This window comes from Labilibaculum euxinicum (genome assembly GCF_963678175.1).
In the GTDB taxonomy this organism is placed as follows: domain Bacteria; phylum Bacteroidota; class Bacteroidia; order Bacteroidales; family Marinifilaceae; genus Labilibaculum; species Labilibaculum euxinus.
Map to the genome: position 1 here is coordinate 4,430,956 of NZ_OY782756.1, position 25,823 is coordinate 4,456,778.

General features: G+C 37.0%; 22 protein-coding genes. All 22 read right to left on the reverse strand.

Annotation, left to right across the window (positions count from 1 at the left end; all coding sequences use genetic code 11):
• Nucleotides 1-4: 4 nt before the first annotated feature.
• The 22 genes from ACY0M5_RS17550 to ACY0M5_RS17655 all read right to left on the reverse strand — a co-directional run bounded on the left by ACY0M5_RS17550 (nt 5) and on the right by ACY0M5_RS17655 (nt 25,815).
• Nucleotides 5-2,392 (reverse strand): GumC family protein, encoded by a 2,388-nt coding sequence (locus tag ACY0M5_RS17550; RefSeq protein WP_461630064.1) that lies wholly within the window; start codon nt 2,390-2,392, stop codon nt 5-7.
• Nucleotides 2,393-2,434: 42 nt separating this feature from the next.
• Entirely contained in the window at nt 2,435-3,229 is a 795-nt protein-coding gene (locus ACY0M5_RS17555; protein ID WP_124990984.1) for a polysaccharide biosynthesis/export family protein, read from the reverse strand.
• Between the two features lie 45 nt (nt 3,230-3,274).
• Nucleotides 3,275-4,678 carry a sugar transferase gene (locus tag ACY0M5_RS17560; RefSeq protein WP_124990985.1) on the reverse strand — a complete coding sequence of 468 codons (1,404 nt, stop codon included), beginning with the start codon at nt 4,676-4,678 and terminating at the stop codon, nt 3,275-3,277.
• A gap of 143 nt (nt 4,679-4,821) precedes the next feature.
• Nucleotides 4,822-5,568: a WecB/TagA/CpsF family glycosyltransferase gene (locus ACY0M5_RS17565; RefSeq protein ID WP_461630065.1), complete on the reverse strand. Its 747-nt coding sequence runs from the start codon at nt 5,566-5,568 to the stop codon at nt 4,822-4,824.
• Nucleotides 5,569-5,617: 49 nt separating this feature from the next.
• Entirely contained in the window at nt 5,618-6,820 is a 1,203-nt protein-coding gene (locus ACY0M5_RS17570; protein ID WP_461630066.1) for a hypothetical protein, read from the reverse strand.
• A gap of 79 nt (nt 6,821-6,899) precedes the next feature.
• On the reverse strand, nt 6,900-7,979 hold the full coding sequence (locus ACY0M5_RS17575) for a polysaccharide deacetylase family protein (RefSeq protein WP_461630067.1): 1,080 nt from the start codon (nt 7,977-7,979) through the stop codon (nt 6,900-6,902).
• A 30-nt stretch (nt 7,980-8,009) separates the two neighbouring features.
• Nucleotides 8,010-8,222, reverse strand: a complete 213-nt coding sequence (locus ACY0M5_RS17580; RefSeq protein WP_461630068.1) for a hypothetical protein — start codon at nt 8,220-8,222, stop codon at nt 8,010-8,012.
• Between the two features lie 66 nt (nt 8,223-8,288).
• Complete coding sequence (locus ACY0M5_RS17585) at nt 8,289-9,389, reverse strand: hypothetical protein (RefSeq protein ID WP_461630069.1); 1,101 nt, start codon at nt 9,387-9,389, stop codon at nt 8,289-8,291.
• Complete coding sequence (locus ACY0M5_RS17590; RefSeq protein WP_461630070.1) at nt 9,386-10,657, reverse strand: phenylacetate--CoA ligase family protein; 1,272 nt, start codon at nt 10,655-10,657, stop codon at nt 9,386-9,388. Before ACY0M5_RS17590 ends, ACY0M5_RS17585 begins: the two co-directional genes overlap by 4 nt.
• 16 nt (nt 10,658-10,673) lie before the next feature.
• A complete protein-coding gene (locus ACY0M5_RS17595) occupies nt 10,674-11,993 on the reverse strand; it encodes a phenylacetate--CoA ligase family protein (RefSeq protein ID WP_461630071.1) in 1,320 nt (439 codons plus the stop codon).
• Complete coding sequence (locus tag ACY0M5_RS17600; protein WP_461630072.1) at nt 11,950-13,032, reverse strand: glycosyltransferase family 4 protein; 1,083 nt, start codon at nt 13,030-13,032, stop codon at nt 11,950-11,952. The genes ACY0M5_RS17595 and ACY0M5_RS17600 overlap by 44 nt, the downstream gene beginning before the upstream one ends.
• Before the next feature lie 45 nt (nt 13,033-13,077).
• The gene (locus ACY0M5_RS17605) at nt 13,078-14,013 is read right to left on the reverse strand and encodes a polysaccharide deacetylase family protein (RefSeq protein WP_461630073.1); all 936 of its coding nucleotides are present in this window, start codon (nt 14,011-14,013) and stop codon (nt 13,078-13,080) included.
• Nucleotides 14,000-15,082: a GNAT family N-acetyltransferase gene (locus tag ACY0M5_RS17610; RefSeq protein WP_461630074.1), complete on the reverse strand. Its 1,083-nt coding sequence runs from the start codon at nt 15,080-15,082 to the stop codon at nt 14,000-14,002. The genes ACY0M5_RS17605 and ACY0M5_RS17610 overlap by 14 nt, the downstream gene beginning before the upstream one ends.
• A 148-nt stretch (nt 15,083-15,230) precedes the next feature.
• Nucleotides 15,231-16,301: a GNAT family N-acetyltransferase gene (locus ACY0M5_RS17615; RefSeq protein WP_461630075.1), complete on the reverse strand. Its 1,071-nt coding sequence runs from the start codon at nt 16,299-16,301 to the stop codon at nt 15,231-15,233.
• Nucleotides 16,302-16,394: 93 nt separating this feature from the next.
• Nucleotides 16,395-17,453 carry a GNAT family N-acetyltransferase gene (locus tag ACY0M5_RS17620; RefSeq protein ID WP_461630076.1) on the reverse strand — a complete coding sequence of 353 codons (1,059 nt, stop codon included), beginning with the start codon at nt 17,451-17,453 and terminating at the stop codon, nt 16,395-16,397.
• Between the two features lie 3 nt (nt 17,454-17,456).
• Nucleotides 17,457-18,716 (reverse strand): O-antigen ligase family protein, encoded by a 1,260-nt coding sequence (locus ACY0M5_RS17625; protein ID WP_156196086.1) that lies wholly within the window; start codon nt 18,714-18,716, stop codon nt 17,457-17,459.
• Between the two features lie 28 nt (nt 18,717-18,744).
• Nucleotides 18,745-19,950: an ATP-grasp domain-containing protein gene (locus ACY0M5_RS17630; protein ID WP_461630077.1), complete on the reverse strand. Its 1,206-nt coding sequence runs from the start codon at nt 19,948-19,950 to the stop codon at nt 18,745-18,747.
• A gap of 63 nt (nt 19,951-20,013) precedes the next feature.
• Nucleotides 20,014-20,976 (reverse strand): glycosyltransferase, encoded by a 963-nt coding sequence (locus ACY0M5_RS17635; protein ID WP_156196084.1) that lies wholly within the window; start codon nt 20,974-20,976, stop codon nt 20,014-20,016.
• Between the two features lie 26 nt (nt 20,977-21,002).
• The gene (locus ACY0M5_RS17640) at nt 21,003-21,953 is read right to left on the reverse strand and encodes an aspartate aminotransferase family protein (protein WP_124990999.1); all 951 of its coding nucleotides are present in this window, start codon (nt 21,951-21,953) and stop codon (nt 21,003-21,005) included.
• Nucleotide 21,954: 1 nt separating this feature from the next.
• Nucleotides 21,955-23,202 carry an ATP-grasp domain-containing protein gene (locus ACY0M5_RS17645; RefSeq protein WP_124991000.1) on the reverse strand — a complete coding sequence of 416 codons (1,248 nt, stop codon included), beginning with the start codon at nt 23,200-23,202 and terminating at the stop codon, nt 21,955-21,957.
• 4 nt (nt 23,203-23,206) lie between these two features.
• Nucleotides 23,207-24,376, reverse strand: a complete 1,170-nt coding sequence (locus ACY0M5_RS17650) for a DegT/DnrJ/EryC1/StrS family aminotransferase (protein WP_461630078.1) — start codon at nt 24,374-24,376, stop codon at nt 23,207-23,209.
• Nucleotides 24,355-25,815 (reverse strand): MOP flippase family protein, encoded by a 1,461-nt coding sequence (locus tag ACY0M5_RS17655; RefSeq protein ID WP_124991002.1) that lies wholly within the window; start codon nt 25,813-25,815, stop codon nt 24,355-24,357. The genes ACY0M5_RS17650 and ACY0M5_RS17655 overlap by 22 nt, the downstream gene beginning before the upstream one ends.
• Nucleotides 25,816-25,823 lie beyond the last annotated feature (8 nt).

Here is a 25,823-nt window from a genome sequence, read left to right on the forward strand (position 1 = left end):
TCTTTTAATTACTGGAGACTTTCTCCCACAACCTTCGGACTATTCCCGGCGAACTGTCTTCATAATAATAACCGTTTCCACTTGTATTTCTTGAGGATTTGCCTTGATAACCATTCATGGTAACATCATTTAATACCAATGAAACGTTCGACAAAGTACCTTTTACAGCCAACTGATTCACAAAACTAATCTGTTCCCGATGACTGAATCCTTTACGAAGAACAAACAAATTAGCATCTGTAAATTTGCCTGTAATGATTCCATCCGTAACCATGGAAAGAGGCGCATTGTCGATAAATATATAATCGTATTTCCCTTCCACTTCGCATAACAATTGCTCAAACCTGCCATTTTCCAATAGCTCAGCCGGATTTGGCGGCACAGGACCTGAGGTTACACAGTGAAGGTTTTTGATGTGTGTTTTCTGAATGATTTCACTGCTTTTGCTATGACTGATTAAATAGGTGCTTAAACCAAGCGCATTATCCAAATCAAAAGCGATTTCAATTTTTGGCTTTCGTAAATCAGCTCCAATCAATAACACTTTCTTATTATTCATGGCAACAATGGCAGCCAGATTAACTGTCGCAAATGACTTTCCTTCTTCGGGTATTGTTGAATGAATCCCAATAATTTTAGTCGGATTATTGGGCAGTACATAAGTTAGATTTGTTCGCAAGGTTCTAAAAGACTCAGATATAGCCGATCGGGGATGATAAAACACAGGAACTGCTTCGTTGTATTTATTATGAGCAATAGTCCCCAAAATAGGAAGTTGTGTCTTCTTCATGATTTCTTCCTTATTCTGGATATTATCATTAAAAAATTCTTTTAGAATAATGATTAAAAAAGGAAGTCCAATCCCCAAAAACATGCCTATTAGTAAATTAATTGCTGTTTTGGGTTTTATTTTAACAATAGTCGCCAATCTTGCCGGATCGATTATTTGCGAATCGGACACATTAGATGCTTTGGCAATGGCTGCTTCCGCACGTTTTTTCAGTAGAAAAGTATAAAGTTCGTTGTTTAAGTCGAAGTTCCTTTTCATACTAACCAGTTTTTGCTCATGCTTTGGCATTCGGGCCAATTGCTCTCTAACGGTTTCCATTCTTGCGCTTAAACTCTGTACTTCGATTCGAGAGTTAGCCACCAGGCTTTGAAGATTTTCCTCTAAACTTTGCTGAATTAACTGAATTTCCTTATTCAGGATAACCAGACTCGGATTTTTCTCCTGAACACTATAAGAAAGCACTTCCCTTTTTCCGTACAAATCAGTCAATTTAGCCACTAATGCATCTAACGAAGGATCTGTAACACCTGTTATGGAAGGTGCTATAACTTGTTTCATTTGATTTACATCGCCTAAATTACGCAACAGATTTTTATAGTAATCCAAAGTAATTTGAGCCTTGGACAACTGACTTTCAAGATCCTCCACTTTTGCTACAATCACACCAGCCTCCTGCCCCAAATCAACAATTCTGTTTTTTGATCTGAAATTGCTAAAACTCTGGCCTGCCATTTGAAGAGAATCCACGATTCCCTCTAACTGAGAATCGATAAAGCGCACTGTACTTTCAGATTTCTTATTTTTTTCGATCAAACCAAATTGAATGTAAACCCAATTCAATTCATTCAAATAATCAACTCCTCTTTCCGGTTCCGAATTATCTATTCGAAGATGAATCAATTCAGCCTTTTTCTCAGCTACGCTGATAGTCATACTCTCCATATACGCGAGAGTAAGCGCATCTAAGTTATTGAAAACGAAAAAATAATTTTCATTCTTATCAATTCCCTCTTCTTTCTTCTTAAGTATAAAATGAAAGTAGTTGTTCTTAAACAGCTGATCGAAAAAAGCTATCTTTTCAAATTTAACATGCACTTCATCACCCTTATAATCCGCTTTCCCATCTACTTTAATTTTATAAGATTTATCATCAATCTGAACAATAGAAATTGGCAGGTTGGTTATATTAACCCCGTCCATTTGCTGAACTTCGAATGGTTCATGTCTATATAAACCTCTGTTGGAAAACAATTGCTTTTTATACCATGATTGATTCCAAGCCAAGTTTCTCATTGCCTTTCGGTTAATGGTATATGATTTAAGAATTTCTAAATGGTTTTGTATGTTTGCTTTGTCCTGAATTTTATAACCATCAAACATACTTTGTGCGCTGGTTTCCCCTGCATCAACATGAATTAAGAGAGTACTCCGCATCATGTAAACCGGATTCGAATACTTGCTGATAAAATAAGCCAGTAATATCCCCAAGGCTCCACACACTGCAAATACCTTCCATTTCGACAACAATCGATAAAGAAATTCCTTCACATCCGGACCATCTTTTTGATCAAAATAATCCATTACTTCATCTACATATTTCATTGAAATAAATTTTGTGTTAGAATAATCACCAAGCGAAACAGCTTATTTGTTGGTTATTATTAAACTGGTTATCAATACTGCCGTTGATACTGTTGACAGCAAAATGCTGTAAACGGCCGAATTCATATTCGTATTTTTAATCCTGTGAGGTTCTACATATACAACATCATTAGGCTGCAGAAAGAATGCTTTCGATTTTAGAAAATCCTTCTTTGTTAAATCCAAACGAAATGTTTCACTTTGTTTCTCGGAGGTTCGCATCACCAAAACACGGTCAATTTTTGCATATTCAGTGATTCCATTCGCCATACTTATGGCTTCCAGCACAGTTAAGCTGCTATTGTAATTGTAGTAAACGCCTGGAGTAGCAACTTCTCCCATAACACTTACTTTGTAATTTAAGAGTTTTACTTTAACACTTGCATCCTTTAAGTATTCGTCGGCCCTCTCCTGAACCTTAGCCTGAGCCTCGGCCTGACTAAGTCCTGCAATCCCTACTGCACCCAGAATTGGTAAAGAAATATTTCCATTTGAATCTACCTGATAACCATTTAAATACTGATCGGATTGCTGGCTGTATAATTGCTGTGAGCCTCCTATTCCGCCAACGCTTTGTGCAGGATTATACAATTGATTCACCTCTGGATTTAAGGATTTAATACTCACAAATAGATTGTCGTTTGTCTTGATCCGATACTCGGGAACTTTTGTTGTAAACTCGCTTGCCAATATCTCAGCACCGGTGTCCTGCAGGTAAACCAAATCTTTTTTTGATCGACAGGAAATGATACTCATTACTAAAATGAGGCTCATCAGAAATAAATATTTTTTATTCATGGTCTTGGTTTTTTGTTGATTCTAGTTTAAATATATTGAGATTAACTATTGCCCTTCACCAGTGAACACAACTTTAATGGTGCTGAGAAATAGTATTAAATCCAGTTTTAACGACCAGGTGTCGATGTAAAGCATGTCCAGTTTCATCCATTCCTCGAAAGGAATATTATTGCGGCCAGACACTTGCCAGATACATGTTATTCCTGGTTTCATACTTAATCGCCGGCGCTGCCAACGTTGATACTGCTGAACTTCGGAAGGTATTGGCGGCCGTGGACCAACAATCGACATTTCGCCTCTGATAACATTAAAGAACTGAGGCAGCTCATCCAAAGATGTTTTTCGAAGGAATCTGCCTACACGGGTTACCCTCGGATCATTCTTAATTTTGAAAACCGGCCCCGATTGTTCATTCTGATTTTCAAGTTTCACCCGTAAGGCTTCCGCATTTTCAACCATTGTTCTGAACTTCAGACAATGAAAAATACGTCCATTCAGGCCTACCCGCCTTTGACGGAAAAAAACGGAACCTCCGTCTTCAATTTTTATTGCCACAGATATGGCTAACAAGACAGGAGAAATCAATACCACAATAACAAATGAAAACAGGAAATCGAGCATTTCCTTCACCTTAAGGGCAAAGTAATTTTTCGTATTATTGGCGAACGTCAAAAAAGGAAGTTCTTTAAAATAAGTAAGATGAGATCGCTGACTAACAACACTTAACAATTCGGAATAAACACGAAACGTAACACCAACCTCGGAACAGGCATAAATCAAAGCCCGGACTTCTTCATTATCAAACTTTCCCTTGCAGTAAATTACCTCATCAACCACATTGGCATCGATAATTTCGCTTAGCTGAAAATGCTCGTGCAAAACCCGAACGTGCGACTCGTATTTATTTTTGATGTGTTTTCCATCCGACATAATCGCCCAAACATTGTATCCCCAATCGCGAATAAAAAGCATTCGGTCGATAAAGTGCAGATACGATTCATCATCTGCAACAATTAAAACATTTCTGGTATTAAAGCCTTTCCCTCTCAGCAATTTAAATATCCGGTAACTTAACATCCGAAAGCCAAAAAGCACTACAAGATTTAAACAGGCAAACAAAGCCAGAATTAATGTTGGTACGGAATCAGTGAGGAATAAACTTCCTAAATGCAGCAATCCTGAACTTATTACAACCATGGCAAAATATTCGGCAAACAATTCGGAGTAGGTTTTTACCCGAAGCATTTTACCCAGATTCAGCTCCTTTATCAGCGTGTACCAAATGGCGATAATCAGCAGGTAAATTGTATTGTTATCGTGAATATCAATATTTACCGGTCTTAAATAGGTAGTAACTGCCCATGCCACCACCCAATAACAAGCAACTGATAAACCTACTTGCATGAGAGTACTCAAACGTGCAAGGGTTTGTTCTCTTCCTTTAATCATGGTTTTAAGGTTTTAAAGTGAAATTTTAAAAGACCACAGCCAGCTTTTCAAGTTGATGGTTGGTCAACGGCTGTCTGTATTCTGAGTTGAGTATTTTTTACAATAGAGATGCACACTTGCTTCTGTAAAAATGAAGTGTGGGTTTATCTGAAAAATTTTTGAATTCGTTCTTTAAATATGTAGTAGAGAAACAGAGAATTGGTTGTTAAGTATCTTTTCCACATTCGGTGGGGCTCCTGCAAAAAGCGGTAAAACCATTCCAAACCTGAGTTTTGCATCCAAAGAGGTGCTCTTTTTACTTTCCCTGCTACTACATCAAACGAACCGCCAACGCCCATAATAAAGGACACTTTTAGCTGATCTTTGTAGGTATTCAGAAAAATCTCCTTGGTTGGAGAACTTATGGCTACAAATAAAATATCTGCATTCGATGCTGCAATTTGTGCTGCAATATCTGCTTCCTGATCTTTGTTAAAATACCCATTTCGGAAACCGGCAATTATTTCTTCTCCAAAAACAGACGTGTATTTTCGAACCACTTCGGATACCACTTCTTCTTTGCCTCCGAAGAAAAAGATTCTGTATTTTTTTTTAGCAGCCAAAATAACCAGTTCCTGCATCAAATCAACACCCGAAACTCTTTCCGGCAAAGGTTCTCCTAATAATCCCGCGGCCCAAACAACAGCCATTCCGTCCGCATTAATAATATCGCTGGCTACTACCGATTTGTATAACTCGGTATCGGTTTGCATGTGCACCAGTTTGGCCGCATTTACCACAATGTGTTGAATTGGCTTTTTATCCCGAATAGAATCGTCGATCAGATGAAGAGTTTCCTTCATCGTCAACACGTCAACCGGCGAGTTCATTATCGTAATTCTCTTTTTCATATGAGTATAATTTTAAGTTTTTGCCATATGGAACTCGCCAAACAGTCATTCATGTGTTTGTGAGCTTTTTCTCATGACTCGTTTCATATTCCGGTATTTTTATAGTTTCAACTAAATAATTCGATAAGGACAAAAACATCCAGGCTTGTGCCCATCGGATGTAAGGAATCTTATTTTTTCCGCGTTTCCCTAACTGAAAATAGAAATAACCGGATTGATCCTGAAGATTGTTGATTGTCCATTTTAACACCCGACCGACCAATTCCCGGTTCTCTTCGAACACGCTTAAACTGCTTAGTGTAATTGGCAATTGAGCCGGACAATGTATGTCAACCGGATAAACCGAATTGTTGTAATATTTTGGCGTTCCATCATCGGCGAAAAAATTCGCCAGATAATAATCTAATCCCAATTGAATTTGCCGGTCGAAGGAAGCATCCTTAGCATATTTTCGATAATCGGATAAGGCCTCGAGATTAAATCCGGTATGAAAATTATCAATCCAGCGATGATAAGGCAAAGTACCATACGACCAGGATCCATCAGAGTTTTGGTGCTTGATGCAATACCTTACCGATTGCTTTGCACAATTCAAAACTTCCTCCTCTTGTGTATAATGATAGATTCTCGACAGCATCCGGCTTCCTAAGAGAGAAGCATTAAAAACCTGAGTTTGATCCAATGGAGAATACGAAAAACAGAAATCCCCGTTTCCGTCGTAGGTTCGGTTCAAATCCTTCAAAATAAAATCTTTGATTCGTATGGCGGTCTCCAACAACTTTTCATCTCCCAATATTTCGTAGGCGTCCAGCAATGCACAGCCTACATAAGTTGTAACAACTACCGATGGTGTGCCTTTGGGTTGAAAAAAGGCTCTTGCCTGCCAATCAAAATTGTATCCCCAACAGGGGCCCCACCAGCCTTTCGATTGCATTTCCAATAATTTTTCGCTCAGAAAATGAATCCGGGATCTTACCTCCTGTGTTCGATCAAATTGATAGAGCTTACAATATCCACTAAGAAATAAACCAAGACCTTTTGGATTGTAATCCTTCTCAACTCTGGTAAGACCCCGGAAATTTATTGGACTTTTTTTAAATGCCTGAATCCAAATCAATCGCATTAACCTGCTGTTTTTCACAAAAGGAATGGACTGAAAAAGTTTGGAATTCAGGCCATCGTATGGATCCCAGCCTTTGTATTCCTGACTTTCGATATAGTTTCGAAGATTTTCGAAGCTTGCTTTGTACATATATTCTGAATTATAGATGTGCTGAGAAAACTTGTTCCGTGAGAAAAGTCCTCTTAAGGGAATTTTAAGATGTTTTTACTTACTGTTGCTTTATTTTTTTCTGCAATTCGCTTAAAGTGTGGAATGCTATTTCCCTTTTTCCTGCTTGTTTGGCCAAATAAAGCAAGGCATCCGGATAGTAGAAATCCTTTGGATGTCCGACCAAAATAAAGGGATGAAACAGCATTGCTGAATGTTCCTGAAGCCTGATTGCCGCTTTTAAAAAGTTTCTCATTTTCCCTTTCGAGAACAAACAAAAATCCCAGGTTAAGGCCTCTTCCTGAAGCAAAAACTGAACCGTCTCCCATTTTGATTTCTTTGCGCTGTTGTTTTTAAATTTCTCCAAGGAATTGGCTTTATTCTGCATTGCAGATTTTATGCGTACTGCATCGTATTTTAGGATTCGTCTTCGCTTTTGAGCAAAAATTGGCAGTTCCAAAAATCCACTGCTAATGCCGTTTGAACTCGTCAAAGAATTATTGGATGCATACCAGTAAGCTTTGGTTTCTGAAATATTTGAATAATCGTATTTCGATAGATTGCCTTCTGCTTTTCCACCAAAATAAACCGAGCTATCCGCAATAAAGGAATGCTGCTTAAGAACTTTCAGTAATCGGTCAGATGGATCGATATTGTATCCTCCTGCCCTAAGTATGTTGCACTTGTACTCAGGATTTACAACTTGCAGAATGGACTCCAAAGTCTCTTTTCCTTTGCGGATTAGTTCCGGCAATCCCATGCTAATGGTTTCGTTCGGCTGATCGGGCACCTCAGGCAACCTCCAGTAATCCAAATTCAGCAGCCATTCCCCTTTTTCATATTTTGCATCAATCCATTGCGGATGCAGGTGCAATTGTACATCGTGCCCCAATTGATAAGCTCTCTGTATTTGCTCTTTCATGGCAGTTGCAGGATTCGATGAATAGCCCATACTCGTGCCACTCTCGTAAGCTTCCTTCAGCTTCCAGTATTCTACCACCTCAAAAAATATAGTCAGTTTAATCTTGCGCTGTTCGCAAATACCCAACATTCTATTGGTTGGCTCAATGATGTGCTTGAAAACATCGCCCCGACCAGAACCAAAAAGTTCGTAGTCAAGTGTTAGGCAAAGAGAGATCATGAGATTTTGATGGTTTAACTGGTTTGGTATTTATTTCAGATGCAGACTTTGTACATTGATACATTGCTCTTGCATTGCTTCGGGTTGCTCTTGCATTGCTTCCATGTTCCCATGTGTTTCTTCCATGTTCCCATGCGTTTCTTCCATGTTTCCATGTATTTCTTCGCGTTGATCAGGCATTTCTTCGACGTTCCCATACATTTCTTCAGGTTGCTCATGCATTTCTTCAGGTTGCTCATGCATTTCTTCGCATTGCTTTTGTGATTTCCCTTGTATATCTGATTGAATATTTTCTTTGTTGGTCTTCTTTCAGCGTTTAACCTGTCGGAAAAACGGTTTTAAATCACCAATATCCCACACATCAAAAGTTCTGCTGCTGAAGTTGAACAGGACTGAGAACATGTGCATTATCTTTCTCGGGTTTTTAGCAATTAAAACCATGTCGCGCAGAACATTCATCCATTGAACCTGTTTGGAATTCTTTTGATTACTAACGCACTCGCCTAAAATATAGGGGATCAAATCAGGATATTTCAGTTTCATGATCCGGATAAAACCAAACGGCCGGGGGTTCACCTCCAAAAGATAAGGCTCGCCATTAAAAATTTTAAATTCAACATCTAAAAAACCGGTAAATAATGTTTTGCCAATTAATTGAATGGATTTTTCTTCTATAATTTCGGCAAATCCGCCGCGATATTCTTCCACAACCGAAGAGACTCCCGAACGATAATGCCGGACTTCATTCACACAAATGCCTGCCACTAAATTTCCTTGATCGAAATAAGCTCCATAGGAGTAATTATTTTGTAAATCTGCTCCCAAAAACTGCTGCATAACCAGCGATTGTTTTTCGCGTTCGCCAAGAGTTTGATAAAGATTCTTTACCTCTTTTATATTGTGCACCAAACAGGTTTTGAAGGCTGGTTTTTCATACAAATAAATATCCTGATTCCACTTTACTATTTGCGGAAATTTAAAACGCCTGTAATCGGTATCATGATTCAATTGACTCAGAAGAATTGATTTTGGGTATTTACAATGAATCTCCTCAGCCAATTGGTAGGTATGCAGTTTGTTCAAAAAAATAGATAAAGCCTCTTTATCCTTAGGTACAACATTAAAAAGAGTGAAAAACCCGGGAAAATTCTTCATCAGAAAAGACAGGTAAAAACCACTCGCTACGATACAATCCTGCATCTGATTTTTCGAGGCTAAATCTGTCAATTTGCCAATCAAATCCTCTTTTGTATCAACAATTAATTTTATGCCGTAACGGGAATACATAGCAATTTCGTTTTTGCGCCCCAGTACAGTAACCAAATATCCTATCCGACTATATTCCCGCAATAAAAATAAAGCTTGTGGTCCCGCACCAACAATCACAATCTGCTTCTGAATCAGGCTCATTTTTTTTCAATTTGAGATACAACTAAATTAAACTTCCCTCTGTGGCTTCTGATCAATCCCTGCGTTTCAATTTTTTCAAACCTGATCCTGCAATCAGTACCCAATAAAGCTCTTAAATTTTGTTCCAATTGGGTGCATTCTAAGTTTGTAAACCCTTTATCTGGAACCAGATTTACAGTTATTTCTCCCACGGTATTTTGAATAATTTGAGCCGCCAGAAGCTGATTTATTTTCTTGAATGCCAAATCCAATCGTCCAATTCGCTGACCATCTTTTAAAATCACATAATCATCATCACGACCTTCTATTTTTTGAACCACACAGGCTCCGTTACTTGTGGGTGCCAGTTGAATTATATCATCTACCTTATAACGAATTAAAGGAAATGCTCTGTTGATAAATCCGGTTGTTATTAAATGATTGTCGGCAAATTCGGTATGAGAATACAATGGAAATTCATGATAATAAGAATCATTAAACTGCCCAAAAGCAACTGTTTGTTCTGCATTTCCATACCAATCGAATATTTTGGTATGGAAAACTTTCTCTACTATTTCTCTTTGGAAATCGTGCAGTACCTCCGAAGAGGTAAATGCAAGCGGAATGTTTAATTCCAAATTGGCTTTGTACAACTCTGTGGCCAATATGTGCATAGAACTTGGATATGCCTTTATTACTTTAGGCTGAAAATCCGTAATCATTTTATGAATTCTGCCAATTTCATCCGCCCCCAAATGAAAGCTGGAGATGTACAAAACATTATTGCTTTTATCGAAATAAGAAACTGTATTCCGATCCAGTACACCTCGAAGAGAAACAACAGGATCACCCAAATGATAACCATGCATTTGCTGAAAAAAATGTCCGTATGCATACTCTTTTATTGTTGATGAAAAATCCCTGTAGACCTGGAGAGGTGTTCCTGTTGTACCGCTCGAATAGGCTTTAAAAACCATTAACCTTGATTTGGTTAAAATATCGGCACTGTTTTTTTTAACAATCGATTTATTGATGATTGGTAATTTATTTATATCCGATAAATTTTTAACCGAATCAATAGTTAATCCATGAGACTGATACAGATTTTTATAGAATTTTGAATTTTCAAAAGCATTTCGAAATTGTTTTACAATTTCCTTCTCTTTTAAATCCAATAATTTCTGTTCCGAACAAGTGTTCAAATCAATAATTTTTCTGAGCTCTTTTTCGAAACCACTTCCAAACTTAATTTTATAAGCAATCAAATCTTTGATTAATCGATAAGTCATATTCGAAGTTTATGGTTTAAGTTTCCTGCATAATTTCTCTGATCACCTGATTTCCCTTCTGAGAATTGAGGTTCGAAACCATCAAATTATACTTCCCTGATACTGTTCGAATGATTTGGTCTTCGCCGATTTCTTTGTAATGAATCTTGCAATCAGCACCCAAAAGCTGAGTTAAATTCTTAATGAGGTTTGCTTTATTCGTCTCCGTAAAATTATAATCCGGAATGATATTCAAATCTATTTCGCCTGCTACATTCTGAACTATTTGTGCTCCCAGAATGTTCTTTACGTTGCTAAAATTAAAGGCATGATCCAAAAGGCCGATTTGCTGCCCGTTTTTCAACAACACATACTGATTATCCCGTCCTAAAATTCGGCTGGTACAACAACGAATGCAGCTGCTGTCGCACTTCAGTTTTATCACATCATCAATTTTGTAACGAATCAACGGAAAAGATTTATTAATAAAACCCGTAGTAATAATGCATTTTTCCTGCACCTCAATATGAGCATACAAAGGAATATCCTGATACAAATCCTTCTTTACCTGACCTAAAGAGATGGTCTGTTCGGAATTCCCATACCAGTCGAAAATTTTTGTGTGCAGAACCTTCTCAATAATGCTTCGTTGAAAATCGTGCAGCACTTCGGAAGAAGTAAAAGCCAGCGGAATCTGTAACTCGAGTCCTGCTTTGTACAATTCTACCGAAAGAATCTGCAGAGAGGATGGATATGCCTTTACTACCTTGGGACTGAAATCTTTAATTAACCGGTAATACTTCTTAATATTTTTTTCATTCAGATTATAGCTCGACAAATGAAGGGTATTTAATGAACGATCGTATCTGGAAATTTCACTTTGATCTAAATCTCCTTTGATGGAAATCACTTTATCGCCCAACTGATACCCGTGCATACTTTGAAAATAGTATCCGTAAGAATATTCTTTACAAACCGATTGATAATCGCGGTACAGCTTTAACGGCGATCCGGTTGTTCCGCTGGTGTAAGCGGTATAAACAAACAATTTATTACAGGTTAGCAATTCATCAACTCTATGGCGTATGTCTTCTTTTGTGATGATAGGAATTAATTTTGCATCATCAGTTGACTGGATTGAATTTAAGTTCAATCCGTGCTCCTGATAAAGCTTATTATAAAATTTAGAATTGGTAAATGCATTTTGATATTGCTTTACAAATTCCTGATTTTTAAGTTCTAATAATTGAGATTCGCTAATTGAGTACAAGTCGGCTATCCGCTGTAATTCTTTTGAAAACCGGTAACCAAACTTAATTTTGCTCAATAAGTAATCCCTTACTGCTCTGTAGTTCATGGTAAATTGAAAATAGAGTTTTTAAAACGCTTTGAGGATAGAAGTCAACACTCCCTTTTGCCGACCTTTCAGAGTAAATCTGTATCAAATTATGGTTGTTTAGTAGTTTTAAAATGGCTTTTTTTATCGCTTCCTCATTTCCGGCATCAACTAAAATGCCATTCTTGTATTTGTAAATTAAATCAGGGATTCCTCCCGCATTACTTGATATTATTGGCAGTGAATAACTCATTGCTTCCAAAATAGATAAGGGCAATCCTTCCTTGTAGGAAGGCAAAATAAAAATGTGCGATGAGCGCATCAACTGATCTTTTTTCTCTGCATCTACCCACCCCTCAAATTGTACCAGATTCTCTAATTTCCATCTCGAAATATATTTTTTTAGCCGGGCCACTTCTCCATTACCGGCAATCTTTAAGCTTAGTCTCCCCTCAAAATTGGTTCTGTTTTTCGAAATGGTTTTTAATAAATCAAATATTCCCTTATTGTCACCAATTAAGCCCAAAAAGAGAAACTGAAGTTTGCCATTCAACACTATTTTATTGGGTTCAGCCGGAGGAATAATCATGTTGTTTAAAATCACCACACGCTTCGGATGAAAAGCGCTGGAAAAGAAATGCTTCCACTTTTCAGTCAGGCAAAAAACAACATCGGCAGACTGAATCACATAACGAATTCTCTTTTGTATAAATACCGGTGATTCCAAATAAAAATCGCGAAACCCACCTCCGTGGATATGATAGATCAGTTTCTTGTTAAACAGCCTGTGAACTATCGAGAACAGAATGTATTTGCGGTAAAAACTACCTTTCGATGCTCCGTGAATATGAATAATTTTAATATCTGAATCTTTTAAAAGGCGAAATATCAATTCAATTACACAAACAGGAAACCAAATACTATTCAACACTTTTGAGTTGAATCGATGAGTAACAATCAGCTTAAATGGTTTGATGTGTTTCGAATAATTATTTACACACAAGCCGATTCCACCTTTACTTTTTGTATTCCCAGGAGCAATAAATAATACTTCTTTCATTAGAAATGTAATATGAAGTTTATAAGGTGAAAAACAGTTTAATTTTCAAGAATACTGATCGATGATTTGAACGCTGACTTTCCTGTTTTCTGATTTTAATTTCAATTGCAAAGGTTGAATGTACTGATGCCACAAACCTAACATGCGTGCAATGTTCTCGTATTTCCCTCCTTTTGTATTGATGGAAACTCTGGGAATTTCGTACATGTCATTATTTTCCCTACTTAGATCCGGACTCGTAGTAAAAGCCATTTTATAGCCATTCTTTTTTAAGAATTCAAAATCCCTTTCATCGTAATCGCCGTTTGGATATGCGAATGAATTAATTTCCGTTTTCAACCAGCTCTCTAAAATCTTTTTCGATTCGGAATACTCAAATGCCAATTCCTCATTGCTGCATTGAATACCAATTGGATGATGATAGGTATGCGATCCGATGGTAACAAGCGGATGCTTGTGCAAATATTCCAGTTCTTTCAGATTTACAGCCGACCTCTTTAAAATTCGTTCGGCAGCAGCATTTCGAACATATTCCATTCGCTCACTGTTTTTCATCCTTTTTAAATCCTCAGCACCACTTATTTCGGGATACTTACTTTTTAAATAAGGAACGTATTCCCACCAATAATTCCCCGACACAACAGGTTTAACGGGTGTGAAAATTGAAATTGGAATTTGATATTTTTCAATAACAGGAATCAATTTTAAGTTCCCTTTCCATGCATCATCAAACGAAACAAAGGCTTTCCTTTCCTTCAACTCCTCTCTGCCAAGTGCAAGATCATACAATTCCTTCTCACTGATAAAATGAAAATTATGAGCTCTTAAAAACAGAATTATTCCTTGAAATAAAAAAGGAGACGGGTTGTGAAAATAGATAGACAAAACATGTTTATCGAACTTTTTTAATGCAACTCCTTTGTAGAAAAAAATCACCACAAAACCCAAAAAATCGCCTATCACTTTTTTAAATCTCTGCATTGCAATGAACTTTTTTTAGTTGGTTAACCACTTCATGATCAGTCTTTCTTACCCGATACATTAAATATGGCAAGGCCAAAAGAGATTTCAACCGATATTTAAAATCAAAACACATATATGATGGCTCTGCCTGCTTTGTAAATTGAAACTTATAAGCATCCAAACCAATTCCAAATGAGAATTTTTCCTGCTCTTTCTTAAAACTGTTTTGGATGTTACAATTCATACAATGGATGCCGGCCCCATAGGTTTTATAATCCCTATCGAAAGCACAATCAACTGCCAATCGTTTTCCCTCACTGTCGATATTAATAACATATGCAACGGCGCGCTTATTAAATTTCACAAACAAAACCTCAGACGAATAATTTTTATACATTTTAAGAAAGAATTTTTCTTTGTTGGAATCACCATACACAAAGCCTTTCCCATCCACGATTTTCGATTTTGCCAGTCTTCTGATTTCCGCGAAATTTGAATCATTGATCTTCTCTGCAGACAATTCAAATTTGAATCCATCCCTATCTATTTTCCGAAGAGTTCTATCCAATTGCTTCCTAAACCGCTTCGCATACGACTCCATCAAAAAATTCTGATATCCTGAATATTCCACCATCGGAATAACAGGTTCACCTGCATAATGGTATAACTTATATTTCCCGTTTAAAACGGATGATTTTGGCAGGTATTTAAGAAAAATAAAATGATAGTTAATGTTCTTTTTTATCCAATGTTTTAGTTCATTGGCAAAATCAAGTCCCAAAGGTTTTAAAGAGATCACGTCATTTCCCATGCTGCACCACTGCTGATCCAAAAACTCAACAAATGTAAGCTTTAGACATTTGCAATAAATCCGCTGCAACTTTACAAGAGGAACAATTGCTGCCAGTTTCCCATTGCAATAAGCGGAAATAATGTAAGGTCGTTTCCTGTAACCCAATACATTGTTTTCAACGTCTTTAAAAATTGAGAACCAATTGGAAATCCAGTTGGAATCACAACTCAAGAAATCGCCGCGATAATCAATTTCCTCCAGTTCTTTCAGTGAAATAAATTGAAAGTTGTACATGCTTTAAAGAATTAAAACTGACCGGTTTTTTACGATATGTTTTTGGAAAAAAAATACAGATTCAAATACTTTTCTTTCTGTAATCTCCTTGGTTCTTTGTAACAAGATCATCTTAAATTTACATTCATCACTAGCTTTGGCTAACTGATTATTTACCTTCAGCCAACAAAAGTTTCTCCGCCACCATTTGATCTTCTTTTTTTAAGCGATACAAAAAGTAAGGCAATGCAAGTAAGGATTTTAAGTGAAGTTTATAATCGTAGCACATAAAATAGCGGTCAATCTGATCTGTAAATTGAAATTTGTAGCTGTCCAGTCCCATACCAAACGAAATTTTCTGCTTTTTTTCACTAAAACTATGCTGTATCAGCGCATCTATACAATGAATTCCTGCGCCATATTTTCTATAATCCCGATCAAAGGCAGCATCAATTCCTATTCTTTCGCCATTCCAATCGATATAAGTACCATAAGCTACTGCCTGCTTGTTCAATTTTAGGAATACAACTTGAGAAGGGAATAATTGATACATCTGCAATTGAAATGCTTCTTTTTTCATATCAGCATATAAAAAACTTTTCCCGTCAATTTTTTTCGTTTTCGCAATTCTTCTAATTTCGGATAAACTCTCTTCGTTTATTGTATTGAAACTGATTTCGGACTCAAAACCATCCTTTTTAATTTTTCGGCTTTTTTTCCGCAAATCCGACTGAAATCTACCGGTATAAACCTGTGAAGAAAACTCTTCATAATTGTGATAGTCTGACACCCGAATAAAAGGAGCTCCGGCATAATGAAACATTCGGAATTTTTTATTTAAAACAGATGTTTTAGGCAGGTATCTCAAAAACAAAAAATGGAAATGGATGTTCTTTTTAATCCAGAAAATTAACTCCTCGGAAAAATTATCATCCAAAGATCCAAGATCAATAATATCATTCCCCATACTGCACCATTGCTGACCTAAAAATTCCAGAAAATCAAATCGAATCTTGCAAAAGAACCGGGACAATTTCATCATCGGAATAATGGCAATGAGAGTCTCCTCTAAATAAGCCCCAATGATGTAAGGCTTTTTCCTGTATCCAAATACATTGTTTTCAACATTTTTGAAAACCGAAAACCATGTAACGATCCATTTGAACTGACAACTTGGAAACTTACTGCAACACTTAATTTTTTCTAATTCAGAAAGGGATATCAGTTTAAATTCATACATAATTTAGAGAATTAATGCTTTTTAAATTACAGATGGGCAACTAGTTCACACCCCCCTTAATATTATAAACTTCCCTTATTAATTGATCTGTACTTATTTTAATTTGCTTTGAACATTCTGCTCCTCTTTTTTTAACCGATACAAAAAGTAAGGCAATGCAAGTAAGGATTTTAGTCGAAGTTTATAATCGTAACACATAAAATAGCGGTCAATCTGATCTGTAAATTGAAATTTGTAGGTATCCAATCCCATACCAAACGAAATTTTCTGCTTTTTTTCACTAAAACTATGCTGTATCAGCGCATCTATACAATGAATTCCTGCGCCATATTTTCTATAATCCCGATCAAATGCAGCATCAATTCCTATTCTTTCGCCATTCCAATCGATACTTGTTCCGTAAGCTACCGCTTGCTGATTAAATTTCACGAATACTACCTGCGAAGGAAATATTTCATACATTTTTAAATGAAACTGTTCTTTTTCAGCATCTTTGTACAAAAATTTTTTCCCATCAACTTCTTTCGATTTCGCAATTCTTCTGATTTCAGCCAAACTCTCATCATTAATTTTCTCAAAACTCAGCTTATACTCAAAACCATCTTTTTTAATTTTCCGTAAGGTTCTGCTCAAATCTTCGCGAAACTTTCTTGTATATACTTTGGCCGAAAACACCTCATAACTATCGTATTTACCTACTTGCACAAAAGGCGCACCAGCGTAATGATACAACCGGTATTTATTGGCCAAAACTGATGATTCGGGCAAGTATTTGAAAAATAAAAAGTGAAATTTAATATGGGCTTTTATCCACGAAATTAATTCGTTCGAAAAACATTCTTCCAAATCATCAAACTTCAAAATATCATTCCCGAGACTGGACCATTGTTGTCCCATAAACTCTAAAAATTCAATTTTAACCACTTTAAAATAGATTCTGTACAATTTCACAAGAGGAACTACAGCAGCAAGCTGATCATCTTTATAAGCTGCAACGATATATGCTTTTTTGTTATATCCAAGCACATTGTTTTCAACCTTTTCGAAAACAGAAAACCAATTGTAAATCCAGTTGAACTGATTACTGGGAAAATTCCCGAAGTAATCAATCTCCTTCAGATCATTTAAAGTGATAAAGCGAAAATGATACATGTTTTAAATTGTTGCTGAGTGAGTCTTCAAATCGACTGATGAAAGCCGCTGTTTTATTTCAATGTAACGGTTAATCCTATCTTCGATCAATGAAATTCCGATGAACAGAGAAAGAATCAGATCCAATAAAAAGTAGTTAGCCTGCTGTGTTACCAAACAGGAAATAAACATAAAAAAAATTGCCGCAGTCAATTGGTTGTGACTACTGTTCGATTTGGAAATTTCCCTGAAAATAGAATAAAGGAACACCAGATAAAGTAGAAAACCGAGTATTCCATTGTCAACAATAGTCTGAACAAAACCATTGTGGGCAAAAAGAGGCATTCCATCCTTTTTCTCATATCTGTTTTGTGATTCCTGCATGCCCATCCCAACCAAATAGGTCACAAAATTACTTTCGTACAAATTTTCCAAATATACCTGAGCAATTTGCAAACGCCCGGAACCTACAGTTTCATAAGCCGATTTATCTTCCTGCCCTGCCCTGTCGTCCATCACTCTGCGGCGAAAGCCTTCGTTGGTTTGATACAACACAATAAGACCCGCAAATAAAAGAACAATAAGACCCAATATTTTACCCGCTTCCTTAAAGGTAATTTTTCGTACAAACAGGATGCTGACTCCAACCACAAACATGAGCCAGCCGGTTCGTGTGTAGGTTTTGAAAAGAAAGAATAATCCTAAAATTAAAAGAGGTCCCAATACTAAATTCAACAGCATACCGCCTCTTTTTTTAACGATAAACTCAAGAATTACAATGCAGGCGATGGATAATAAAGCCGAGGTATAATGCGGCGCTCCCAATATTCCAACCAAACCATCCAAAGAGGTATCCTCCATCCAAAGCATGGTTTTACTTACCGGAGCCGAAAAAACACCCAAATAGTAAGGAATATTTGAAATAATTAGAAAACTGGCCAGATAAACCGGCAGCATCCGTAATTTCTTCAGGCTTTCAACACTGTTGATATTCAAATAAATCCAATGAACTACCAATGGTATGGTTAAGTATTTAGAGAAATTGATAATGGAATCAACCGGATAATCGAAAAAAGAAGTATTCACCAGATTCTTAATCGCGAAAAGATAGCCGAGAATCAAAAAATTGAAATGGACTTTTTGCCCCAGAACACCAACAAATAGAAAAATAAGTAAAGGCAACTTCCAAATGTAAGCCATTTCCTGACCACCAATTGTATAACTCTTTAAAAAAAGAGCAATAAAAAAAGCCAGCATCCAAAATCCTGTTTCAATGTACTTCATATTTACATCAGCGAATTAACAAATTCCATTATTCCAATTCAACTGCAATTAGTTCTCCTATTTTATTCATGATCCGATCCCGTGTATCCAAATTAGGAAACTCCAGTAAACCTATCCCAACCGTACAATTCGAACCGCAAAACCGAAAAACATCTGCCCCCTCTTCAACCATCAATTTAATTTCAAGCACATAATCCCTTATCGAATCATCCAATTTAACCGATCTGAATTTCCCATCTTTATTGGAATGAATCACATAAGTTGTGAAATACTTATTGATCCCTTTTGGGTTGTGAATCTCTGGTTCCACTCCCATGCAGGCATCCACACTCATTTTTATCATGTCTACGTTGATTGCACATTTTATAATTTCCGGAATGAAATTCTCTCCGTTACGAGTACCAATCTCCATCAAATAAATCTGATCGTTCTCATCAATAATCACCTCGATATTAACCCCACCAAATTTGATTTTTAACAAATCGATTACTCTTTGTAATTCTTCTTTTATTTTTTCGTGTAACTCATTGGGCAAAAGAGAAGGATAATTGATACTGGATGGTACAAATTGATTGACCTCAAGGTCATTTTTCTGATCTCCCAGATAGTATGTTGTAATTTTACCATTGTAAATAAAAATTTCTCCATCGAGCTGAGGATATTTCTTTTCGATATATTCCTCAACAATAAAGCGTTTGCTTCGCGAAAATTTCATTGCATAATCAATTGCCTTGCCTATTTCCCATAAATCTTTCACCAAAGTAATTCCCTTACTTCCCGAAGAATCTACTGGTTTTACCAGAACAGGATAGGTGAATTCATCTGATTTTTCTGAAAAATCATTTAAAGTACTGTATCCGCCATACTTAGGTGTATTAAATTTATTCGTGAGTAAAAAACTACGATACAAATCTTTCTCCGAAAGAATTTTCACCGATTTGTATGGATTCCCCGGAAGTCCCATTTTTTCGGACACATAAGCTGCTGTAGTTGTTGCTGAATTGGAGGCACAAGCCAAAACCCCATCAATCTCCAATTTTCTTGATAAATTCAATACTCCCTTTAAATCGCCAGTGTTCAAATTAATATATTCATCGGCATACTGATGTCCCGGATTCTCAGGTGTATCGTCACATGTAATTACATAATAACCAGCTAATTTTGCATACAGAATGCTTGAGATCTGAAAAGAAGCACCACCAAGTATTAACAATCTCTTTCCTTGTAAACACATATCACCCTTATTTTTAACTATCCCGCATCACAATATTTACCAATTACAGAGGAGTAAATTAGCCTAAGCAATAATCTTCAGTTTCTTTCTGGATGTATACAAAAAACAAAAAATAGAATCGAACATTTTGTATCTGGAAAGTATTCGGTACAAATATTCATTCCCTTTGGCTTTTTCTTTAAAATAGGTACTGCACTCCTCCCTTAAATCCTCTTTTTTTAAGAAAATAGCATATTTCAAAAGTTCCCTATGATAAATATTTAATATATAAGGCAGTAAATGCTCACGATTAAATTTCCCGATGTAATATTTTTTAATAAGATATCTGTCTTTAAAAAAACGATAATCTCCGTTCCAATCTAATTTATGGGTCACCGAATCGTCGTGAATCCGATAAGTAATGGTATCGTCTTTCATGTAATGAACTTTTGTTGCGGCGGCTGTTTCAATCCATAACGGATAATCCCCCATTTTCCATTTTTCATCAACAATTTTCTTCCCAATATTAATTTTCTGAAGCAAATCATTTTTCATGCACACCGTTGCAGTTGCAATATGATTTCCCTTTAATACATCATCTAAAACATCACCCGTAGGTAACATTTCCTCACCCCGAAGACTCTTTATTATTTTTCCATCTTTAACACACGAAAAATTGGTATGTACCATTCCGTAATCGGGATTGGCCTCTAAAAAATCAACCTGCTTTTGCAGTTTATACGGATCGGTCCAAAAATCATCTCCTTCACAAAAAGCAACATATTTGCCTTTGCAGGCAAGGTCTGTTCTATGATCATTTGCAGCTGCTCCCACATTTTTTTCATCGGTGATGATCCGGATTACATCAGGATATTTGTCCGCATATTCCTGAACAATTTTCATCGTACCATCCGTACTGCAATCCTCGCCAATAATGTATTCAAACGGGAAATTGGTTTTCTGCATCATGATTCCTTCAATGCACTGCGCAATGAATTTTTCATGATTGTAGGTAATCGTTTTTATACTAACAAAAGGGGTCGTCATATTTTATGAATTTATTGAATGTTTTTTTACAACACAGCCAGTAATACATTACAAATCCGCTCCATATCTTCTCTGTTGTATCTCTGATCGACAGGAAGAGGAAGGATGTATTTTGCCAGCTTGTAATCCAAACTGTCTGCCGGACATTCCTCCAACACATTTGGCCAATAGCATGCTGTAAATATTTTATTTTGAAGTAATTCCTTTCTCACATTTTCATTTTCCACATACAAAGGATAAACCATTGGGCCATTTACGAGCAAATCGGAAAAATTGAATCGATTGACTCCGGACAATTGCTGATGCAGATACCGAAAGTTTTCTTCTCTGATTTGTTTTACTTTGGAATAATCAATGTGACTTAAAAGAGACTTGCTTAGCTCCGACATCTGCAGAATCGGCTGCCCCGACAGCTTTAAACTATTCTTCTGAAAATCGGAATACCCACTTTCTGCACCCAATTCCAAACGCTTTAGCAAATGTGACATTCTATCCCACGAATAATCCATTTTTAATTCTTCCTCTAAAACCAAATTGCTTGACAAATAAGCGCCGTCAGGAACACCAAAAAACTTACGGGCCGAATAAAATGTCCCAAAAGCCGATGTTTTATCTGAAAAGAATGCCTGCGAATTGTCAACAATCAGATTCTCGGTCTGATAACTCAAAGCTTCAAGAACAGCATCTTTAATTCCGAAGTAGTTGATGTAAAGCACCGCCTCATCCTTCTTTGGTGAAAAATCTAAAACAGGATTCAGATTCTGATCGATTGAATAAAACTCAGCTTCTACATTCAACTTTTTTATGGGTTCAAAAAGCACTTTACAGGAGAACTTTGGCAGGTATATTTTTTTGAAATTACCGACCCGAAGCAAATATTCGAGACAATTTCTGCCGGTATTCAAGTGCAGCAGATCCGGGTAATATCCCGGTCCGCCAACCACTTCCAACTCAAAATAGCCGCCAATTGCTTTCATCTTAAATAGCTAAGCGATTTGTGTTCGCATTATTCACAAAAATTATTCCTTCCGATTCGAGTTCAATCTGAATGTATTTTTCGCTGTTGTCTATCTTTTCATACATCTCATCCTCCGACGAAAATTGAAGTAAAAGAACGCCAATGGTTGCATTCGATCCTTGAAAGGATATCACCGAATCACCAATGTTTTTAAAAATGTGCTTCTCCAGAATATTTTCAGTTAAATCCGGAGATATAGTTATTTCTTTTAACAGACCATCCCGATCGCTGTGCAAAACATAGTAAGCAAAAAAGCCTTCTTTGTGAATGTGATCAACAATAATTTTCTTTCCCATGGCTGCTTCAACGGTCGCATTCACCATATTAAATCCGCTTGCATACTGCTCCAGCTGAGGAACCAAATTCCCTCCGTTGCGAGGACCGACTTCCATTAAAAAAATTCGGTCATCCTCATCAATTCTAACTTCAATATTAAAGGCTCCCTGCTTTATAGCAAGAAGATCGAATAAGCGCTGAAGTTCCAGTTCAATACGGCTCAAAACAGCCGTGGAATGGATCGATGGCAATGTAGTAGAGTAAGGAACAAATGGATTTACTTTTTCATCGAAATGATGATCACCCAAATAACAAAAACATATTTTCCCTCCGCACACAAATACATCACCATGAATCTGCGGTCCTTTCTTAACAAGAAACTCTTCCATCACAATCCTTTTGGTTCTGGAAAAACTCATCGCATATTCAAAAGCACTTACCAGCTCCCCCGCCGAATGAATCTTTCGAACCCCTTTACTTCCCGATGAATCAACAGGTTTTACCATCAACGGAAATGTAAAATCATCTATTTCGAGCAGGGCATCTGCCAGGCTTTCAAAGCCTTTCGATTTTGGCAGGTTAAATCCATTCTTTTGAAGAAAATTCCTAAATAAATCTTTCTCTGCCAAAATTTTCACCGATTGGTATGAATTCCCCGGCAGCTCCATTTTTTCGGATACATATGCAGCAGTTGGTGCTGCAGGATCCGAGGCATAGGCTACGATACCATCTATCTCCAGCTTTTTAGCCAATTCGAGCACCAATTCTTTATCCGTAGTGCTGATGTTGTAATACTCATCGGCATATTGATGCCCGGGATTTTCAGGCGCAAAATCACAGGTAATTACGTGATAGTCCAACTTCTTTGCAGAAAGAACAGAAGGCACCTGAAAATAAGAACCTCCAAGTAGTAATATCTTCTTCTTGTTCATAGCTTTACTCCATTTTTCTTTTAATCTGACTCAATATCTTCACAGCAATTTTTCTGCTCTCAACCCGCGCCATCCCTTTAAGAACAGACACAACAGTATCAACCACTTCATCGGGTAAATCAGGATACAAGGGAAGACAAATTACCTGTCGTGATATCTCGTAAGCAATATCCAAACCTTTTGCTGACGGCAATCCCCGGTATGTTGAGAATTCACTGATTAAAGGGTAAAAATACCGCCGGCCGTAAATGTTGTGCTTTTTCAGTTCTTCATATACATCATCTCTCGATCTGCCGAACTCCGATTCGTCAATGAAAACGGGAAAATAGGAATAGTTGTAATCAACATCCAACGGATTTTCGAGGTAACGAACCCCTTCAATATCTTTCAACCCATCGCGGTATTTTTCAGTAATGTGCTGTCTGCCGTCAATTGCCGAATCGAAATATTTCAATTGCAGAATTCCGTAAGCGGCCTGCAATTCGTTCATTTTAGCATTAATGCCAGGTGCAACAACGGTTGTTTCATCAGCAATGCCAAAATTTTTCAAATAATCAATTCGCTTTTTTGTTTTCAAATCATGACAGATGATCGCGCCGCCTTCGATGGTATTGAAAACTTTGGTTGCATGAAAACTAAGAATGGATAAATCGCCGTAGTTCAGAACACTCGACCCTTTGTATTTCACGCCAAAAGCATGAGCGGCATCATAAATTACCCGCAAGCCATATCGGTCGGCCAAATTTTGAATCTCATCAACATCACACGGATTTCCATATACGTGAACAGGCAATATTGCGGTTGTTTCAGGCGTAATTGCAGCCTCAATCAATTTAGCATCCAAATTGCAGTAATCAGCTTCAATATCAACAAAAACAGGTTTTATTCCGTTCCACCATAAAGAGTGGGTTGTGGCTACAAAACTGAATGGCGTAGTAATTACTTCTCCTTTTATTTTCAGACACTGCAAGGCTGCCATTAAGGCCAGCGTTCCGTTCGAAAATAAGGATACGTAAGGTACTCCAAGAAAAACGGCCAGTTGTTTTTCAAATTCCTGATGGTATTTGCCATTATTTGTCAGCCACCTGCTGTCCCAGATATCCTCTAACAAAGGGATAAATTCATTTAATGGCGGCAATTGCGGCCGGGTAACTAATATTTTATGTTTTTCCATCTTCTTAGGGGTATTACTTCTTTTAAAATCAGTAATCCATCGGTCAATGCTTCTTGTTTTGTTGCTATTGCCAACAGTAAATAAGATCCGATACCTATAAGTATCTGGTATGAGAGAGAAAGAATTTCATTATCGATCAACCAACCTGTCATCATAAAAGCAACCATTAAAAGACTGATTAAAAAGGTTTGACTAACGTCTTTAAGTTGATTGGGTATGGTATAGGCAATCAATTTCCCTGTAAAAAAAGCATTGATAAAAAAGCTAATGAAAGAGGTACAGATCTGGCCGATCACCAAACCCATTATTCCCCAATTCAATCCGATAATAATTGCAAGTATCACAATCGATTTTTTAACGATTTCGAGGTACAAGAATAAATCAGAACGGCCTTTTACCTTTAAAATATTCAAATTAGAAGCGTGCAAAGTGTAGATCATTCCGGCGATACACAACAACTGAAAGTAAGGTACTGCCGGCAGCCATTTTGCACCTAAAACCAATACCAATAATGGTTTGGCTACCACAGCCAATCCCAGCATCAGAGGGAAATTAATAAAGACCAAAAGTTTAATCAGTTTTCTAAATCCTTGTTTCAACTTTTCGTTATCGTCCTGAATTTTCGAAAAAGCCGGAAAGGTTACATTTCCCACCACCTGTGCCAATGTAGTAACCGGAACCTGCTGCAGTTTTTTTGCCTGCGTGTAAAAACCCAAAGCTGATGCTGAAAACATTCGTCCGATTACCATTAAGTAAATGTTCTCGAAAGTTTGACTGATAATGCCGGACAGCAGCAGTTTAGAACCAAAACGAAACAGCTGCTTAAAAGATTGAATGGAAAAAATAAATGAAGGCCGCCACGAACTTTTTATCCAAAACAAAACAGTTCTAAAAAAATAGATGCCAATAATTTGACCAGCAAGCGCCCAAACACCAAGATTGAGTAAAGCCATTCCTATTCCTACAAAAGCTGATAAAAAGTTGGCAATTACCACCACCTGAGCAATGGACTTAAAATTCATTTCAATTTTAAACTTCACCAAATGAATTAAGCCAAAAGAGTTTACTGCCAAAACAAGACAAACAACCCTCGTTAAATCTATCAGCAAAGGCTGATGAAAAAAGTCGGCAATATAAGGAGCGGCAGCAAATAACAGGAAGTAGAGTACAAAACCTATTGCGATGTTAAAATAAAAAACCGTTGAATAATCGGTCTGATTCACATCCTTTTTCTGAATGAGTGCATTATCGAATCCGCTATCGATAAATGCCTGGGAAACTCCAATAAAGATGGCCAGCATCCCTATCAAACCAAAATCTTCCGGCTCCAGCAGTCTGGCAAGTATAACCTGAGAAATCAGGAGAATGAACTGGCTTCCAAATTTTTCAAGGAAACTCCAGAATACACCTTTAATGGTTTGACTCTTTAATTCGGACATTTATAATG